This window comes from Pseudomonas sp. NFIX10 (assembly GCF_900111955.1).
Classification (GTDB): Bacteria; Pseudomonadota; Gammaproteobacteria; order Pseudomonadales; family Pseudomonadaceae; genus Aquipseudomonas; species Aquipseudomonas fluorescens_AA.
The window spans coordinates 109546-126213 of record NZ_FOKH01000001.1 but is presented as its reverse complement, the minus strand read 5'-3'; the positions used below and the strand labels follow the sequence as shown (position 1 = coordinate 126213).

Below are 16668 nucleotides of genomic sequence, written 5' to 3'. Positions count from 1 at the left end.
CTCCATGGGCTCAAGCATTCTCACCGCGACGGACCTTAGCAAAGTGGTCGCCAGCGCGGAAGGTGAACTGACCATCCTGCACGAACTCAGCCTGGAACTGAACAAAGGCGACAGCCTGGCCATCGTCGGCGCGTCCGGTTCCGGCAAATCCACCCTCCTGGGCCTGCTGGCCGGCCTCGACCTGCCCAGCAGCGGCGAGGTCACACTCGCCGGCCAGGCCCTCAGCGCACTGGATGAAGACCAGCGCGCGCGGATCCGCGCCGAGCATGTCGGTTTCGTTTTCCAGTCGTTCCAGTTGCTCGACAGCCTCAATGCATTGGAAAACGTCATGTTGCCGCTGGAACTGGACGGCCGCAAGGATGCCCGTGAACGCGCCACGCAACTGTTGCAGCGCGTCGGCCTGGGCCAGCGCCTGACCCATTCACCGCGCCAGCTCTCCGGCGGCGAACAGCAGCGGGTGGCGATTGCCCGCGCCTTTGCCGCCGAGCCCGACGTGTTGTTTGCCGACGAACCCACCGGCAACCTCGACAGCCACACCGGCGAGCGCATCAGCGACCTGCTGTTCGAACTGAACAAGGAACGCGGCACGACCCTGGTGCTGGTCACCCATGATGAACGCCTGGCCCATCGCTGCCGGCGCCTGATCCGACTTGAAGCCGGCGAGATGGTCGCCCCTCTGGAGCCTTGATGGCACGCTTGCCGCTGTTGCGCCTGTTCAGTCTCGCTGTCCGTCAATTGCTTCGCGATGCCCGCGCCGGTGAGTTGCGGGTGTTGTTCTTCGCCCTGCTGGTGGCGGTGGCGGCGAGTACCGCCATCGGCTACTTCGGTGCCCGCCTCAACGGCGCGATGATGATGCGCGCCACCGAATTCCTCGGCGCCGACCTGCTGCTCGAAGGCAGCTCGCCGGCACGCCCGGAGCAGATCCGCAGCGGCACTGAACTGGGCCTGGAACACGCCAGGGTGGTGGAGTTCTCCAGTGTCGTGGCCACCGACAATGGCATCCAGCTGTCCAGCGTCAAGGCGGCCGATGACCGCTACCCATTGCGCGGCGAGCTGAAAAGCAGCCCCGCCCCGTTCGCGCCGGAAGAAACCGGCGGACGTCCGAACCCTGGCGAGGCGTGGGTCGAGGCACGGCTGCTAACGGCACTGGACCTGAAGATCGGCGACAGCATCGACGTTGGCAACCAAACCCTGCGGTTGGCCCGAGTGCTGACCTATGAACCGGATCGCGCCGGCAATTTCTACAGCCTCACCCCGCGCGTGCTGATCAACCTCAAGGACCTGGAGGCCACCGGCGTGGTGCAACCGGGCAGCCGTGTCAGCTATCGCGACCTGTGGCGCGGTCCGGCACCGGCCTTGCAAACCTACCGCGACCTGGTCAAGCCTGGCCTTGAAGCCAACCAGCGCCTGCAGGATGCCCGCGACGGCAACCGTCAGATCGGCGGCGCCCTGGGCAAGGCCGAGCGCTACCTGAACATGGCCAGCCTGGTGGCGGTGTTGCTGTCTGGAGTCGCCGTCGCGCTTTCGGCCAACCGCTTTGCCACCCGACGCTTCGATGCCAGCGCGCTGCTGCGCTGCCTGGGCCTTTCACGCCGGGAAACCATGGCACTGTTCAGCCTGCAATTGACGGTGCTGGGCCTGCTCGCCAGTATCAGCGGAGCCCTGCTCGGCTGGCTCGCCCAACTGGGCCTGTTCGCCCTGCTGCATGACCTGCTGCCCACCACCGTTCCACCGGGCGGCCTGCTGCCGGCGATCGCCGGGATCGGCACCGGGCTGGTGGCACTGGCGGGGTTCGCCCTGCCGCCACTGGCTGCGCTGGGGCGAGTGCCACCGTTGCGCGTGCTGCGCCGGGACATGCTGCCGATCCCCTCCAGCTCCTGGGTGATCTACGGTGCCGCACTGGGTGCCCTGGGCCTGATCATGTGGCGCCTGAGCCTGGACCTGGTCCTGACCTTCGCCCTGCTGGGCGGTGGCGTCGTTGCCGCGCTGGTGCTGGGCGGCTTGTTGTTGCTGCTGCTCCAGAGCCTGCGTCGCCTGCTGGCCCGCGCCGCCCTGCCCTGGCGGCTGGGCCTCGGCCAATTGCTGCGCCATCCCTTGGCCGCCGCCGGTCAGGCCTTGGCGTTCGGCCTGATCCTGTTGTCCATGGCGTTGATCGCGCTGCTGCGAGGTGAACTGCTGGACACCTGGCAAAACCAGTTGCCCAAAAACGCGCCGAATTACTTCGCCCTGAACATCCTGCCCAACGACAAACAGACCTTCACCGACAAACTGCTGGAATTGTCCGCACAATCGGCCCCGCTCTACCCCGTGGTCCCCGGGCGCCTCATCAGCATCAATGGCGAACCGGCCACGGAGTTCGTCACCAAGGACTCGGCGGGTGACCGGGCGCTGCAGCGCGACCTGAGCCTGACCTGGGCCGCGGACCTGCCGGCGGGCAACGTCGTCACGGCAGGGACCTGGTGGTCCCAGCAACCTGCGGACGACGTTCCGGGGGTTTCGGTGGAAGGCAAAGTGGCCGAGAACCTCAAGATCAAGTTGGGCGACCGCCTGGTCTTCAGCGTGGGCGGCGTCAACCGGGAAGCCAAGGTCACCAGCCTGCGGGAAATCAACTGGGACAATTTCCAACCCAACTTCTTCATGATCTTCCAGCCCGGGACATTGAAAGACCTGCCGGCGACCTACCTCACCAGTTTCTACCTGGCGCCGGGCCACGACCAACAGATCGTCGACCTGTCCCGGGCCTTTCCGGCGGTGACGATCCTGCAAGTCGAGGCCCTGCTCGAACAACTGCGCAGCATCCTGGCCCAAGTGACCCTGGCCGTGGAGTACGTGTTGCTGTTCGTGCTGGCGGCGGGAATGGCGGTGTTGTTCTCCGGCCTGCAGGCGACCCTCGACGAACGGATCCGCCAGGGTGCGCTGTTGCGCGCACTGGGCGCCGAACGGCCGCTGCTGGTAAAAGCCCGGCGCATCGAGTTCGGCCTGCTGGGCGCCGTCAGTGGCCTGCTGGCGGCCCTGGGTTCGGAACTGGTAAGCCTGGTGCTTTACCGCTACGCCTTCGACCTGCCCTGGCATCCGCATCCCTGGCTGTTGATATTGCCGCTGCTGGGGGCTTTGTTGATCGGCGCGGCCGGGGTGTTCGGCACCCGTCGGGCACTCAACGCCAGCCCGCTGACAGTATTGCGCGAGGGTTGATAGACTCCCGGCTTCGCTATCACAAGAAGTTGCCATGAGCCGTTATCGCCCACCCCGCACCGCCGGCACCGCGCTGATCACCCCCGAGGGTGAAGCGCGGATGCGCGCTGAATTCCATGAGCTATGGCATGTGCGCCGTCCCCAGGTGACCCAGGCGGTCAGCGAGGCAGCGGCCCAGGGTGATCGTTCGGAAAATGCCGAATACACCTACGGCAAGAAAATGCTGCGGGAAATCGACAGTCGCGTGCGCTTTCTCACCAAGCGCCTCGAAGCGCTCAAAGTGGTCAGTGAAAAACCCAGCGATCCGAACAAGGTATATTTTGGCGCCTGGGTCACGGTTGAAGATGAGGACGGCAAGGAATCGCGCTACCGCATCGTCGGCCCGGACGAGTTGGACCTGAAACAGAACCTGATCAGCATCGACTCGCCGTTGGCACGGGCGCTGATCGGCAAGGCCCTGGACGCCGAGGTCAGCGTCCAGACGCCCACAGGCGAGAAACGGGTCTACATCGTGGATATCGCGTATCCGTGACCCTCACCTCAACGGCGCGTGATCAAACCCTGCCGTGCGACACGGGTCAGTTGCCGGATCATTTCAGGAGCGTGCGCTGCGCTAGGGGACTGGATGACAGCCAGGTCAAAGCTGTCATTGGCAAAACGCGCCAGTGACTCACCGTCTTCGACAAACTGGATCAGGAAAGCGGCAGGCCCATGGTTGCGACGCGGCCAGCCGTCGAGGTAACGCAAGAGTGTTGGCTGGTGAGTGCCGCCCAGGAGAATTTTCGGGTTGCGTTGCACAAGGTTCGCCGTGATCGGCGCAAGACGTACAAGGGGACTGGGTGCGTTCATCGTGTCGTGTCTCTGCCTCGAAAGTCTGCATGGCAGGTGAGAGGCAACACCGAACCAGCGCTTTAGCGGTATTTCGAAGCCGTGTCTTTCCGGCTTCTATCGGCAACGGGATGAGTCACCTGGCGCCCCGCAAGTAGCTGTTTAAATCGGCGCATGAGCGGCATCCTAGAGAAGCTGACCGGCCAGTGTCAAGAATCACTCCCCATAAAAAAGGCCCGTACAAGACGGGCCTTGGGTTCCAACCGTGCACTCAACCCGCGATGGCGCGATCGACCGACAGCTTGCCCGCTCCTTCGATCAGCACGGCCATACTGCCCGCCAGCAATGCCAGGGCGAACTCATAACCGTTGTTGGCCATGAACAAGCCGTTACCGATGTGCACGGCGAAAATCGCCACCAGCGACAGGAAGGCCAGGCCCAGTGCCGCAGGACGCACCAGCAGACCGACGATCAGCGCCAGCCCGGCGAAAAACTCCGTACCGCCCGCCAGTGTCGCCATCATATAGCCCGGGGTCAGACCGATGCTTTCCATCCACTGCGCCGTGCCTGCCAGGCCGTAGCCACCGAACAGGCCAAAGAGTTTCTGCGAGCCGTGGGCGGCAAATATGACACCGACGGCGATGCGCAGGACAGTCAAGCCATAGCCGGCGCGAGTGAACAGAACTTTGTTGATGAGAGTGCTCATGAGGTCATTCCTTGGGAGTAAGTAGAAAGTGGCCGCTATATTAATCAATAAAATTCATGCTAAAAGCGGAAAAAATCCGTAATACCAATCAGTTTATTCGATCACTTACGCAATGCAACCTTTTGCTCCTTCGGTTCCAAGGACTCCCGTTCACGATCAAACGCCAGGTAGTACTTATTCACACTATTAACATAGCTGACGGCGCCCATTCCTACCTGCTCCATGGCAATGCGTTCGACCTGGAAAAACCATTGGTTGGGGTTCAGACCCCGCCGCCGGGCCTCGGCTCGCATGCCTTGGACGCGCTCGGGCCCCATGTTGTAGGCCGCCAGGACGAAGGCCATGCGTTCGCGCTCGTTGAGCTTGGGGCTGGCAAAGAACTTGCGGCGGATGAGGGCCAGGTACTTGGCGCCGGCCTGCACGTTGGCATCCAGGTTCTGGATGTTATCGACCCCTACCCGCTGGGCTGCCGCCGGGGTGATCTGCATCAGGCCGGTGGGGCCTGCACCGCTGCGGGCATTGGGTTGCAGGGCGGATTCCTTGAAAGCCAGGGCCGCCAGGTTGAGCCAGTCCATGCCCTGGGCATCGGCATGTTTTTGCAACACCGGACGCAGGTTTTCCAAGCGTTGGCGGTTGGCCCGGGCCAGCGGATAGTGGACCTGGTACAAACGTCGGTAGATGCGCAGGAACGCCGCGTCCTGGTTGGAGGGCACCTTGTAGGTCATCAGGAATCGGTCGATGCTCGCCCGCAGCATGTCGGCGTCACGGCGAACGAACCAATACTCGTCACCCGGCTCGCCGATCAACACCTGGCGGTCGAAGCGCAGTTTGGGCAGGATCTTGCTCCAGCGCTCGGCAATGGGTTGCTCGACGATGGTCAGATGGAAAATCCCGCCCTGGACCATCTCCAGGACATCTTCCACAGCCAGGGTAGGATCGACCCATTCGATCTTCACTGGCGGCAGCTTGAGCAGCGCCAGTTTCTGATTGATCTGGCTCACGGCATCCCCCGCCGCACTGCCGTTGGGCAGGGCCAGGGTCTTGCCGGAAAGTTGCTCCACGCGCGTGTAACGCTTCTCTCCCTTGATGCCCACCAACAGCAAAGGCACGTCGGTACGGATCGGATTGCTGGCGCTGACGGCATGGCCGGCCTGAGGCTCAAGCAGCTCACCCGGCGCGACGAGGTCGCCCTCCCCGCGCTGCAAGGCACCGAGCAGTTGGTCCTTGGCCTTGGGAATGATCTTGAGGGTAATTTCCTGGCCGTCCCGGGCGTGGCCGTTGAGGTATTGCTCGAAGGCGCGCAGCCGATGGTATTCGACGCCAATGGGTTGTCCCTGGACTTCACCGGAGCTGTTGCGGCTCTGGTTGACCAAAACCTTCAACACACGGCTGCTGCGGATCTGCGCCAGGTCGCGCACCGTGCCCGGCGCCGCCGCCTGCACCGGCCCGGGCAGCCGTGCTTCGGCCGGTATCGGCAACAGCAGCGAATAACACAACAGTAACCATACCTGGGGACGTGTCATCCACTCTCCGGAAGGAACACTGCGGACCGCCTCCGTGAAAAACGAGGCTGAGTCGACAGAAACAGAGCGCCTGGGACGCTGAAAAAGTGCGGAAGACTGGCACAGTGATGGCTTCTATACCAACCCTATGTGTCTCGCGGCCTTAACAGACAGCCTCAACTCATTGTAGTTCTTGGCTTTTCTTATAAATCTACAGCTCTGATATGCTTTCCGGCCTTTGGGCCGAGGTAGCACCATGCAACTCATCGATATCGGCGTCAACCTGACCAACCCCAGTTTCACCGAAAAACACCAGGCGGTGCTCGAGCGTGCCTATGCATCCGGGGTCTGCCAATTGGTCTTGACGGGCACCAGCATCGAGGGCAGCGAACAGGCCCTGGAGTTGTGCCAACACCTCGACGAGACCGGGGAACGACTGTTTTCCACCGCTGGCATTCACCCCCACAGCGCAAGCGAGTGGACCGCCGACAGCGCCCGGCACCTCAAGGACCTGCTGATGCACAGCCGCGTGCGCGCGGTGGGTGAATGCGGGCTGGATTTCAACCGAGATTTCTCGCCCCGCCCCCAGCAGGAAAAGGTTCTGGAGGAACACCTCGCCCTGGCGGTCCAGCTGCAATTACCGGTCTTCCTGCATGAGCGCGACGCCGACCAGCGCTTGCTGGACATCCTCCGGGAGTTTCGCGATCAATTGCCGGCGGCTGTGGTGCACTGTTTCACCGGGGAAAAAAAGGCGTTGTTCAACTACCTCGATCTCGACCTGCATATTGGTATCACTGGCTGGATCTGCGACGAACGCCGGGGCACGCACCTGCACCCATTGGTGCGCGAAATACCCCGTGGCCGACTGATGCTCGAAAGCGACGCGCCCTACCTGCTACCCCGCACGCTGCGGCCCAAACCCAAGAACGGGCGCAACGAGCCGGCCTACCTGACGGAAGTCCTGCGTGAAGTGGCCTTGCACCGGGGTGAAACCCTGGAAGACCTGGCAGCCCATAGCAGCGCCTGCGCCCAGGCGTTCTTTGGGTTGCCCACGATCTCCTGAACCCTGCAAATCCCCGTGGGAGCGAGCTTGCTCGCGATAGTGGCGCACCAGCTTGCTCATTGGCTGACTGACACACCGCTATCGCGAGCAAGCTCGCTCCCACAAGAGGACTTCATTGTCTGTTGGCCCACATCAAACCCTGGGACTCTGTTGTCTGTTGACCCACATCAAAACCCCGGCATCTGAATAGCGGCAGAATAATGGCACCTTGCCAATGCTGTTTCCGCTATCAGAGAAAACCTTCCATGGGTGCCTGGCTTAGCAATATCTCGTTGAAATACAAATTCTGGGCGGTCAATGCGGTCGCCTTTATCACCACCTTGCTGCTGGTGCTCTACGCGGTGCACCTCGAACAGCAAGCGCGCAACCACGCAGCCCAGGCGAACGCCCAGTCCCAGGCACAGGTGCTCAATGCCTGGCCTGCCGGGCAACCCTTGCCCAGGGCTGACGGTCTCTTGGCCTTCCGGCGCGACCAGGTTCCGGTGTTCAACGAACGACCGTTGCCTTCGCTGGCTCAGGCCGATGGCTGGGTCGAACTCGATGCCGGGCCGCTGCTTGGCGACGATCCGTTGCTGGGTGCCCAAGTGATCCGTCGAGATGACGGACAGTCACTCGCGGTGTTGGCCCGAGGTGTAAGCCTGAGCCAAGTGTTCGGTGAACGCTTCAGCCAATACGCCATGGCCGTGTTCGTGCTGATGCTGGCAATGTTGGGCGCGTCGCAGCTGTTGATCCGCTTTTTGCTCAGCCAGCTCAACACGCTCAAAGACGTGATGCTGCATGTGGAAAAAACCGGCGACCTGTCCGCCCGCGTGCCGCTGGCCTGCGAGGACGAAGTGGGCCAGATGGCGGCGGCATTCAACGCCATGCAGGCCGGCTATCAACGGGTGGTCGACACCGTCGCCAGCACTGCCCGGCAGTTGGACAGTGGTGCGGCACGCCTGGCGTCGAGCATGAACGATGTTCGCCACGGCATGCTCGGCCAGCAAAGCGAAACCGATCAGGCAGCCACGGCGATCAACGAAATGTCCGCCACGGTTTATCACATCGCCCAGCACGCCGGCGCCACCCGCGACCTGTCGAAAACCGCCGACACCCTGGCCGGCAACGGTCACGAAGTGGTTGGTCGGGTGCAACTGTCGATCACCGGATTGTCGTCGGGGGTGCAGCAGACTGCCGAAATGATCCAGCGCTTGGCCGAAGACAGTCAGAAGATCAACGGCGTGGTCAATGTGATCCATAGCATCGCCGAGCAAACCAATCTGCTGGCCCTGAACGCGGCCATCGAAGCGGCGCGGGCCGGGGAAATGGGCCGAGGTTTTGCCGTGGTGGCCGACGAGGTGCGCAACCTGGCCAAGCGGGTACAGGCCTCCACAGATGAAATCACCCTCATGGTCGCGGCCCTGCAAGCCGGCACCCGGGATGCGGTGGATTTCATGCAGGAGAGTTCGCTCAAGGCCGACGATTGCGTGCAACAGGCCCGCGAGGCCGGCGACGCGCTGGCACAGATCACCGCAGCGGTGGCCCAGATGCGCGAGAGCAACACCCAGATCGCGGTCGCGGCCGAGCAACAAAGCCACGTCGCCGAGGAAATGAACCGGGCAGTGGTGAGCATTCGCGACGTGACCGAAAACACCGTGCGCCAGACCATCGATTCAGCCACCACCAGCGATGAATTGGCAACGTTGGCGGGCGAGTTGAGCAAGGCGATCGGGCAGCTCAAACTTTGAGGACGCCTTCGCGAGCAAGCTCGCTCCCACATGAGATCGAGTCGGACACAAAAGTTTGTGAGCCCGACAGACCCCATGTGGGAGCGAGCTCGCTCGCGAAGAGGCCAGTACAGTCAACTCAAATGTAACCTTTGAAACGCTATCGCCTCGATAACCAACCTCGATTCGCAGTCGCCCTGACAGGCACCTATTCTTCAAGCATAAGTGCACACGAATCGAGGGAATAACATCATGGGCAAACGTCACCCCAATCTTCCAGCCTGGCAATGGCGCGCCTACCCCGACAATCATCGCCACCCCACCAACCTGGTGCTGCACCTGATTGCCGTGCCGCTGTTCATCATCGCGTTTCTGCTGATTGTGACGGGCGTGTTCAGCTTGAGCCTGGGGGACATCGCCATCGGCGTCATCGGCCTGCTCGCGGCACTCGGCCTGCAGCGTCACGGACACAGCCTGGAGGCCCAGGCCTCCGAGCCGTTCAGCGATCGCCAGGATGCCGTATCACGCCTGTTGGTGGAGCAGTTCCTGACTTTTCCGCGGTTCTTTCTCAGCGGTGGTTGGTGGCGCGCCTGGCGTGATCGCCACCGTCACAACCGTAAACCTTAGCCGCAGCGGCCTTACCCAAAGATCGTTACCGTCTGCCGGCTCAGGGCGATCAAGCGGCCATCGGCGCTCCAGAACTTCGCGGCAACATGGCCGTAGCCGTTCTGGGCATGTTCGATCTCGGCCAGGTACTTGCACCAGTCCAGTGTCGTGAGGTCCAGCAGCGGCTGGACGAACTCGATGGTCCACGTGAGCGTGCTGCCCGGGGCCATTTGCGAGAGGTGAGACAACAACGCCGGGGGCCAGGCGTCCACCAAGGCCAGGATATGGCTTTCGTTCAGCGGCTCCTCCTGCACATCGCCGCGCAAGCGCACCCAACCGCCCATGCTCCGGGATTTATTGCCGCTGAATGGCACGCCGCCGACGCTCCAGCGCATCGCCAGGTGCCGCATGAACTCCGGGGTCATGCCCTTGACGTAAGGCAGCTCCTGGGATTGCTCCACGCTCTTGAATTCCGGCGCGGGATCGGCCTGCACCGCCACCACGGACGAGCGCGAGGCACCAAAGCTGCCTTGTACCACGGTCACCACCTGACCGTTCTGCACCGCGCGCCCCGACACTTGGCTTACCGCCTTGCCTTCTCGCAACACGTCGACTTCGAAACTGACCGGCACGTCGGGCTCCACCGGGCCGACGAAGGTAATCGCCAGGGAACGCACCGGGCGATCCGCCGGCACTTGGGCACGCATCGCCTCATATTGCAGCGCCGCCACCAACCCGCCAAAAGTGGCCCGGCCCTGGCCCCACTCCGGCGCGATGGTCACCGCACCTGGCTGCCGGCGCACGGCATCGATCAACTCGGAAAAGCGCATGACGACCTCGAAAACGGGGGAAAAGGATGACGGCATCTTAACCAGCCCAGGCAGGGCGGCACAGGGCTCATTCCGGCCAAAGAGGCTGGCAGAAAAGCCGAGGATCTTGAATCCCCCCAACCCACTGTGGGAGCGAGCTTGCTCGCGATGGCGGTGTATCAGTCAACCGGTATGCAAACTGACCCACCGCCATCGCGAGCAAGCTCGCTCCCACAAGAGGAAATGGGGTGGATTCAGGATTTTTCGAAGCAACTGGCAATCAGCTTGTCGAGCACCTTGTCGGACTTGGCCTCGGCCTTTTCCATCGTGGCGTGCCAGGTGGGCACGCAAGCTTGCAGATCGGTTTCTTCCTTGGCCCTAGCCAGCCATTGCCAGCAATCGTGCCAGTCGCCCAGCGCGCCCTGGGCGGACTTGAGCCGTGGCATGGCGGCTTCGGGCAGGCGGTCGAGCTCAGGGTAAGCTTCGATGGCGTAGCGCACGCGCTTGATCAGCAGGCGCAACCGGTGGCGGTCATGGGCGGGATCACGCAGGGCTTCGCCGAGTTTCTTCCACTGTTTGTCCAGGCGCTTTTCGATGCGTTTGCGCAAGCCCTTCAGCAGCCCCTCACGCTGGGCGGCGCGAACGAAGCGCGGGAAGGCATCGAGCATCATCAGCAACTGGGCCAGTTCAACACTCGCGGCCACGGCGGGATAGGCATCGGCCATTTGTATCTGGCGTCGCCGCGCCGCCTCGGCCAGGCCATGTTGTTCAAGGTAAGCCGCCAACACTTCCCGGTCGCGCAGGGGCGTGGTCAGGGTGCCCACCGCCGAAGCCGCCGTTTCCAGTTGTTCGACACCGGGCAACCCACGCAGCGGACGAAGCAGGCTGCGCAAACGGCGTACCGTGGTCCGCAGGTCATGCAGCGCTTCGCTGTCGGTGTGGGCATTCAAGCGGGCCTGACAGGCCAACAGGCGGACTTCCAGGCCCAATATGCGGGCCACCAGCCGATCGATCATGGAACGTACTCCGTACGCATCTTTGAGCTGCAAGCTGCAAGTGGGAGCAGCGGGTATCGCCCTCTTGCAGCTTGTAGCTTGCGGCTGCCTTTATCGTCCCGCGCGGGATTCGCGGATGTAGAAACGCGCCTTCTCGGCTTTCTTGGTGCAGCCTTCGAACGCTTCGAATTGCTGCTGGGTCTTGGCGCCCGTCAGCAGGGACAAGGCCTTGGAGTAGCTGACGGTGCCGGCAAAACCTTCGGCCTTGGCCAGGTCCAGTTCATGCCAGGCGCTGTCGAGCTGGCTGCCGCAACTGTCGCGGTAAGCGGTTTTACCTGCGCAACCGGCCAGGGCCAAAATCATCAAAGATGCCACCAAAGGCAGGCGGATCCGAGCTTTCATCAATAACACCTCAGGTCAGGTCAACAGTCGTGCTGGTAAGACGGTGGCAACGGCGAAAAGTGCCTTGCTTGACCGCGTAAATTCAAGTGTGGCCGAGCATACGCAAATGCCGTCGCAGCGTGTCAAAAAACGACGTCTGCACCACAACGATTGAGCCGAGCCGTCGATGAGTGCATTGTTGAAGTCTGTTCGACAAGAGGCCGGGTCATGACAAAACGTGTCGCATTGGTATTGGGCTCGGGTGGCGCCCGGGGCTATGCCCATATCGGGGTGATCGAAGAAATCGAACGACGTGGCTACGACATTGCCTGCGTCGCCGGCTGCTCCATGGGTGCTGTCGTGGGTGGGATCTATGCGGCGGGCAAGCTCGATGAGTACCGCAATTGGATCGAAAGCCTGGATTACCTGGATGTCCTGCGCCTGGTGGACGTCAGTTTTCGCCTGGGGGCGATCCGCGGCGAGAAGGTCTTTGGGCAGATCCGCAAGATCGTCGGCGAGCTCAACATCGAAGAGCTGCGCATCCCCTACACCGCCGTCGCGACCGACCTGACCAACCAGCAGGAAATCTGGTTCCAGGAAGGCTGCCTGCACCAGGCGATGCGTGCCTCAGCGGCGATTCCCAGCCTGTTCACACCCGTGATGCAAGGCAATCGCATGCTGGTGGATGGCGGCCTGCTCAATCCGTTGCCGATCGTGCCGGTGGTGTCGAGCCACTGCGACTTGATCATCGCGGTCAACCTCAACGCCACCAACCAGAAACAGTACCGATTACCGGTGATCCCGCGCCCCGCCGCGTTCAGGCGTCGCTTCGACACCCTGGTCAGTTCCCTGGGCTCGCGCCTGCCGTTTCGCCGCAAGCAGGCCGAGCAGTTGTTGCTGCTGGAACAGGAAGCCTTGAAGGCCGAGGCCGCCGAGATCAACCCGTGGATCGACTCGGCCGAGCCCGAGGGCCAACAACCGGCTGCCGCGCCAGAGAACGAAGGCGCACCGAAATCCGCCACCGGTTCATTCATCATCGATAACGTCGGCCCGGCTTCGTTGCTGGACTTGATCAACCAGAGTTTCGAAGTGATGCAGACCTCGCTGGCCCAGTACAAGATCGCCGGTTACCCGCCGGATGTGCTGATCAACGTGCCGAAACGGGTGTGCCGTTTTTTCGAGTTCTACAAGGCGCCGGAGTTGATCGCCCTGGGGCGGGAGATTGCCAGCGATACCCTGGATCGCTATGAGCGTGAACAGAACTAGGCATTTGCGCTGGCTGTGGGGGCCTCATCGCGAGCAAGCTCGCTCCCACACTGAATCTGTGGTGGACCCTGTGGGAGCGAGCTTGCTCGCGATGGCGGTGGCCCGGACAACACAGAACTAAAGCCCACCCTCCCCCAACAACCGATACCCCACCCCCGCCTCGGTCACGATGAACCGCGGCCGGGTCGGGTCGTCGGCCAGCTTCTGGCGCAGGTGACCGACCACGATCCGCAGGTAGTGGCTGTCTTCGGTGTGGGTCGGGCCCCAGATGTCCTTGAGCAATTGCTGCTGGGTGATGACCCGCCCCGGGTGCCGTGCCAGTTGCGCCAAGACGGCGTATTCCTTACGGGTCAGGGCCACTTCGGTGCCGTCCAGCAGCACCCGTCGATAGGCCAGGTCCACCGTCAGCGGGCCGAACTTCAGCGCGGCTTCCTGTGGCTCGCCGGCCGGGGCCTGGCGCAACAAGGCGCGAATGCGGGCGAGGAATTCCTGGATGCCGAACGGCTTGGTCACGTAGTCGTTGGCACCATTGTCCAACGCCTCGACTTTCTGCGCTTCGCTGGCCCGCACCGAGAGCACGAGCACCGGCACCGTCGACCATTGGCGAAACTCGCGCAACACCTGTTGGCCGTCCATGTCCGGCAGGCCCAGGTCGAGCACCAGCAGATCGGGCTTGTTCAGCGCCGCTTGGGCCAGCCCTTCGGCGCCGGTGCCGGCTTCCAGCACCTTGTAGCCCTGGGAGCTCAAGCTGATGCGCAAGAATTTGCGGATCTGCGGTTCGTCATCGATGACCAAAAGGGTCGCGGTCTGGCTCATGGGGTTCGTTCGTTGCAATCCAGTGGAAAGGCACGCAAGTGACAAGAGAGTATCTCAGCCGGGTTCAAGCTTCATCGTCCATGCCCGGTTGCGCCTGCAACGGCAAGTGCAACGTGATGCAGGTGCCGCGTCCGTCGAGGCCATCGGCCACGCTGATTCGCCCGCCGTGGGCACCGACCATGCCCTGGCAGATCGCCAATCCCAACCCTGTGCCCTGCCCGCCCCGATCACCGCGCGCGGCGGTGTAGAACATATCGAAGATTTTCTCCCGCTCCTCTTCAGGAATCCCGGGGCCTTCATCGGCGACCGCAAAAAACACCTCATTGGCGGTCGCCCCGGCGCTCAGCAGCAGGCGTCCTTGGGCTGGCGAGAACCGCGCCGCATTCTCCAGCACGTTCACCAGGGCCTGCTCGATCAACGCTGCGTGAACATACAGCAAGGGCAATTCAGCCGGCACCTCGACCGTGAGCGCCAGGGGCGCCAACACCGCTCGCAGGCGATTCAGCGCACTGCCAACGATGTCGGCCGGCGCCACCCAGTCCCGCGCCAGCTTCAGGGCGCCGTGGCCCAGGCGAGTCATGTCCAGCAAGTTCTGGATGTAGCGATCCAACCGCTCGGCTTCATCGCGGGTGCCTTCGAGCAGCTCGCGACGATCGGCCAGCGGGATCGCCTCCCCCAGCGCCAACAAGCTGTCGATGCTGCCGCGCATGGCGGTCAGCGGTGTGCGCAGATCATGGGACACGGACGCCAGCAAAGCGCTGCGCAGTTGCTCGGTTTCGCCATGCAGACGCGCCGCTTCCAGGTCCTGGGCCAGTTGCGCCCGAGCCAGCGCCTGGGCCAATGGCTGACTGAGGGCCGCCAGCAAACGGCGGCGCTGACCACTCAGGGGCTGGCCTTCTTTCGGGCAGACACCCAGCAAGGCCAGCGGCCCGCCCTCCGCCGACAACGGCCACCACCACCAACGCCCGGAGGGCAGTGTCCCGGTGCCGGCGCCGGCCGACTGATCGTGCTGCCAGGACCAGTCGGCCGCCGCGCGCTCGGCCTCGGTGAGGGTCAACGGCTCACCGCTTTCGACCTTCCAACCGCCCTGGCTGTCGCGGTCGAGCAGGCAGAGCTGCAAGTCGTGCCAACCGTTGAGGTGCTGCGCGGCGGCGCTGATCACGGCCTGGCGGTCGGTGGCGGCAGTGAGCTTGCGGGACAGGTCCAGCAGTTCTCCGGTTTCCTGTTGGGTGTCGCGCAGGGCCTGCAACTGGCGGCGCTGGCGAGCGGCCAGGTTGCCGGTCAGGGCCGCCATGAGCAGGAAAAACACCAGCGTCAGCACGTCTTCTTCGCGCTGGATGGTCAGGGAAAAATTCGGCGGGATGAACAGAAAATCGTAGGCCAGGAACGACAGCGCCGCGCAGGCCAGCGCCGGGCCGAGGCTGCTGCGGACGGCCACCAGCAACACCGCCATCAGGAACACCAGAGAGATATTGGGCAACGCCAGCAATCCCGAGATGCCCCAGGCCAATGCGCTAGCCACCACGGTCGCCAGCAACGCCAGCACATAATCGAACCTGGTCTGGACGGCGCCTGAGTGCACGCGAGCGGGACGCGGTTGCTCATCGCTGTCCAACACATTGATTTCCAGGCCACGGGCATCGCGCAGCAGGCGCGAAGCGAGGCCGCCGCCAAACAGCCGTCGGCGCAGGCGCGGCCGGGACTGGCCCACCAGCACCAGCGTAGCGCGACGTTCGCTGGCGTGCTGGATCAGCGTCCTGGCCACCTCGCCGGCCCGCAGCAGCACCACTTCGCCGCCGAGGCGTTCAGCCAGTTGCTGGGCATTCTGCAAGCGCTGGCGCGAGGCTTCGTCACGGGCGCTGCCGTTATCCACGTGCACCAGGCTCCACGGCAGATGCCGACGCTGAGCGACGCGGCTGGCATGGCGCACCAGGCGTTCAGCCTGCACATCACCGTCCACCCCCACCAGCAAACGTCCGCGCACCGCCGGCGCGGCCTGGCCCAGTTGTCGATAGCCCAGGGCCAGATCATTGTCGACCTGGGCGGCGGCGGTCTGCATCGCCAGCTCACGCAACGCGGTCAGGTTGGTCTGGGAGAAAAACGCATCGATCGCCGCCCGGGCCTGTTCCGGCACGTAGACCTTGCCATCGCGCAGACGCTCCAGCAGCTCACGGGGTGGCAGGTCGATCAGCAGCAGTTCATCGGCTTCCTGCAGGACCCAGTCCGGCAACGTCTCGCGTACCTGCACGCCGGTGATGCCGCGTACTTGGTCGTTGAGGCTTTCCAGATGCTGGACATTGACCGTGGTGTAGACGTCGATGCCCGCCGCGAGCAGTTCCTGAATGTCCTGCCAGCGCTTGGCGTGGCGGCTGCCGGGGGCGTTGCTGTGGGCCAGTTCGTCCACCAGGACCAGGTGTGGCCGGGCGGCGAGCAAGCCGTCGAGATCCATTTCCTCGAGCATCACGCCACGATATTCCGAGCGCACCAACGGCTGCTGCGCCAGGCCGCCGAGCAGCGCTTCGGTTTCGCTTCGGCCGTGGGTCTCCACCACCCCGGCGATGACCGTCACACCTTGGCGCAGTTGGGTGTGAGCCGCTTGCAGCATGGCGTAGGTCTTGCCGACACCCGGGGCCGCGCCAAGAAAGACCTTGAGCCGGCCACGGCCGTTACGGGGCAGATTGGCTAACAGTGCGTCGGCGCGGCCGGAGTCGCTCATGCTGGGGATTCTCTTGTTTCGGATAGGTTCAGCCCCCCTGTGGGAGCGAGCTTGCTCGCGATAGCGGCAGCTCAGCGAACAT

15 protein-coding genes are annotated in these 16668 nt (G+C 63.4%); 7 read left to right on the top strand and 8 right to left on the bottom strand.

Annotated elements, in window-relative coordinates; translation table 11 throughout:
• The first annotated feature begins 4 nt into the window (after positions 1-4).
• The 3 genes from BM321_RS00555 to greB are packed head-to-tail and all read left to right on the top strand — an operon-like array spanning position 5 to position 3724.
• Positions 5-688 carry an ABC transporter ATP-binding protein gene (locus BM321_RS00555; protein ID WP_060738553.1) on the top strand — a complete coding sequence of 228 codons (684 nt, stop codon included), beginning with the start codon at positions 5-7 and terminating at the stop codon, positions 686-688.
• Positions 688-3192 carry an ABC transporter permease gene (locus BM321_RS00550; RefSeq protein ID WP_092441203.1) on the top strand — a complete coding sequence of 835 codons (2505 nt, stop codon included), beginning with the start codon at positions 688-690 and terminating at the stop codon, positions 3190-3192. Before BM321_RS00555 ends, BM321_RS00550 begins: the two co-directional genes overlap by 1 nt.
• Before the next feature lie 34 nt (positions 3193-3226).
• Positions 3227-3724 (top strand): transcription elongation factor GreB, encoded by a 498-nt coding sequence (gene greB / locus BM321_RS00545; RefSeq protein ID WP_003199337.1) that lies wholly within the window; start codon positions 3227-3229, stop codon positions 3722-3724.
• A gap of 8 nt (positions 3725-3732) precedes the next feature.
• Here greB and BM321_RS00540 read toward each other — a convergent pair whose 3' ends face one another.
• From BM321_RS00540 to BM321_RS00530, 3 genes are all read right to left on the bottom strand, one after another.
• Positions 3733-4041 (bottom strand): hypothetical protein, encoded by a 309-nt coding sequence (locus BM321_RS00540; RefSeq protein ID WP_092197641.1) that lies wholly within the window; start codon positions 4039-4041, stop codon positions 3733-3735.
• Between the two features lie 250 nt (positions 4042-4291).
• The gene (locus BM321_RS00535) at positions 4292-4726 is read right to left on the bottom strand and encodes a DoxX family protein (protein ID WP_092327113.1); all 435 of its coding nucleotides are present in this window, start codon (positions 4724-4726) and stop codon (positions 4292-4294) included.
• Between the two features lie 101 nt (positions 4727-4827).
• The gene (locus tag BM321_RS00530; RefSeq protein ID WP_092441202.1) at positions 4828-6249 is read right to left on the bottom strand and encodes an MltF family protein; all 1422 of its coding nucleotides are present in this window, start codon (positions 6247-6249) and stop codon (positions 4828-4830) included.
• Between the two features lie 235 nt (positions 6250-6484).
• On the opposite strand from BM321_RS00530, the gene BM321_RS00525 reads away from it, so the two are divergent.
• The 3 genes from BM321_RS00525 (at position 6485) to BM321_RS00515 (ending at position 9624) form a co-directional block, all read left to right on the top strand.
• The gene (locus BM321_RS00525; protein WP_092441201.1) at positions 6485-7291 is read left to right on the top strand and encodes a TatD family hydrolase; all 807 of its coding nucleotides are present in this window, start codon (positions 6485-6487) and stop codon (positions 7289-7291) included.
• A 245-nt stretch (positions 7292-7536) separates the two neighbouring features.
• On the top strand, positions 7537-9018 hold the full coding sequence (locus BM321_RS00520; RefSeq protein WP_092441200.1) for a methyl-accepting chemotaxis protein: 1482 nt from the start codon (positions 7537-7539) through the stop codon (positions 9016-9018).
• Positions 9019-9249: 231 nt separating this feature from the next.
• Positions 9250-9624, top strand: a complete 375-nt coding sequence (locus BM321_RS00515; RefSeq protein ID WP_092441199.1) for a terminase — start codon at positions 9250-9252, stop codon at positions 9622-9624.
• An 11-nt stretch (positions 9625-9635) separates the two neighbouring features.
• Here the strand turns inward: BM321_RS00515 and BM321_RS00510 are convergent, their stop codons facing one another.
• The 3 genes from BM321_RS00510 to BM321_RS00500 all read right to left on the bottom strand — a co-directional run bounded on the left by BM321_RS00510 (position 9636) and on the right by BM321_RS00500 (position 11809).
• Complete coding sequence (locus BM321_RS00510; RefSeq protein WP_092441198.1) at positions 9636-10433, bottom strand: acyl-CoA thioesterase; 798 nt, start codon at positions 10431-10433, stop codon at positions 9636-9638.
• A 233-nt stretch (positions 10434-10666) separates the two neighbouring features.
• Positions 10667-11428, bottom strand: coding sequence for a CHAD domain-containing protein (locus BM321_RS00505; protein WP_092197651.1), 762 nt, complete (start codon positions 11426-11428; stop codon positions 10667-10669).
• Between the two features lie 90 nt (positions 11429-11518).
• Positions 11519-11809, bottom strand: coding sequence for a hypothetical protein (locus tag BM321_RS00500; RefSeq protein ID WP_092327121.1), 291 nt, complete (start codon positions 11807-11809; stop codon positions 11519-11521).
• A 207-nt stretch (positions 11810-12016) separates the two neighbouring features.
• Between BM321_RS00500 and BM321_RS00495 the strand changes: the two genes are divergently transcribed.
• On the top strand, positions 12017-13054 hold the full coding sequence (locus BM321_RS00495; protein WP_092327122.1) for a patatin-like phospholipase family protein: 1038 nt from the start codon (positions 12017-12019) through the stop codon (positions 13052-13054).
• A 117-nt stretch (positions 13055-13171) separates the two neighbouring features.
• Here BM321_RS00495 and BM321_RS00490 read toward each other — a convergent pair whose 3' ends face one another.
• Together BM321_RS00490 and BM321_RS00485 are read right to left on the bottom strand one after the other, a co-directional pair.
• Positions 13172-13870 carry a response regulator gene (locus BM321_RS00490; protein ID WP_060738564.1) on the bottom strand — a complete coding sequence of 233 codons (699 nt, stop codon included), beginning with the start codon at positions 13868-13870 and terminating at the stop codon, positions 13172-13174.
• 64 nt (positions 13871-13934) lie between these two features.
• The gene (locus tag BM321_RS00485) at positions 13935-16586 is read right to left on the bottom strand and encodes a sensor histidine kinase (RefSeq protein ID WP_092441197.1); all 2652 of its coding nucleotides are present in this window, start codon (positions 16584-16586) and stop codon (positions 13935-13937) included.
• Positions 16587-16668: the final 82 nt, after the last annotated feature.

Coding starts and splice junctions, on each gene's coding strand:
- BM321_RS00555 (WP_060738553.1), top strand. CDS start 5: ATGGGCTCAAGCATTCTCACCGCGACGGACCTTAGCAAAGTGGTCGCC.
- BM321_RS00550 (WP_092441203.1), top strand. CDS start 688: ATGGCACGCTTGCCGCTGTTGCGCCTGTTCAGTCTCGCTGTCCGTCAA.
- greB (WP_003199337.1), top strand. CDS start 3,227: ATGAGCCGTTATCGCCCACCCCGCACCGCCGGCACCGCGCTGATCACC.
- BM321_RS00540 (WP_092197641.1), bottom strand. CDS start 4,041: ATGAACGCACCCAGTCCCCTTGTACGTCTTGCGCCGATCACGGCGAAC.
- BM321_RS00535 (WP_092327113.1), bottom strand. CDS start 4,726: ATGAGCACTCTCATCAACAAAGTTCTGTTCACTCGCGCCGGCTATGGC.
- BM321_RS00530 (WP_092441202.1), bottom strand. CDS start 6,249: ATGACACGTCCCCAGGTATGGTTACTGTTGTGTTATTCGCTGCTGTTG.
- BM321_RS00525 (WP_092441201.1), top strand. CDS start 6,485: ATGCAACTCATCGATATCGGCGTCAACCTGACCAACCCCAGTTTCACC.
- BM321_RS00520 (WP_092441200.1), top strand. CDS start 7,537: ATGGGTGCCTGGCTTAGCAATATCTCGTTGAAATACAAATTCTGGGCG.
- BM321_RS00515 (WP_092441199.1), top strand. CDS start 9,250: ATGGGCAAACGTCACCCCAATCTTCCAGCCTGGCAATGGCGCGCCTAC.
- BM321_RS00510 (WP_092441198.1), bottom strand. CDS start 10,433: ATGCGCTTTTCCGAGTTGATCGATGCCGTGCGCCGGCAGCCAGGTGCG.
- BM321_RS00505 (WP_092197651.1), bottom strand. CDS start 11,428: ATGATCGATCGGCTGGTGGCCCGCATATTGGGCCTGGAAGTCCGCCTG.
- BM321_RS00500 (WP_092327121.1), bottom strand. CDS start 11,809: ATGAAAGCTCGGATCCGCCTGCCTTTGGTGGCATCTTTGATGATTTTG.
- BM321_RS00495 (WP_092327122.1), top strand. CDS start 12,017: ATGACAAAACGTGTCGCATTGGTATTGGGCTCGGGTGGCGCCCGGGGC.
- BM321_RS00490 (WP_060738564.1), bottom strand. CDS start 13,870: ATGAGCCAGACCGCGACCCTTTTGGTCATCGATGACGAACCGCAGATC.
- BM321_RS00485 (WP_092441197.1), bottom strand. CDS start 16,586: ATGAGCGACTCCGGCCGCGCCGACGCACTGTTAGCCAATCTGCCCCGT.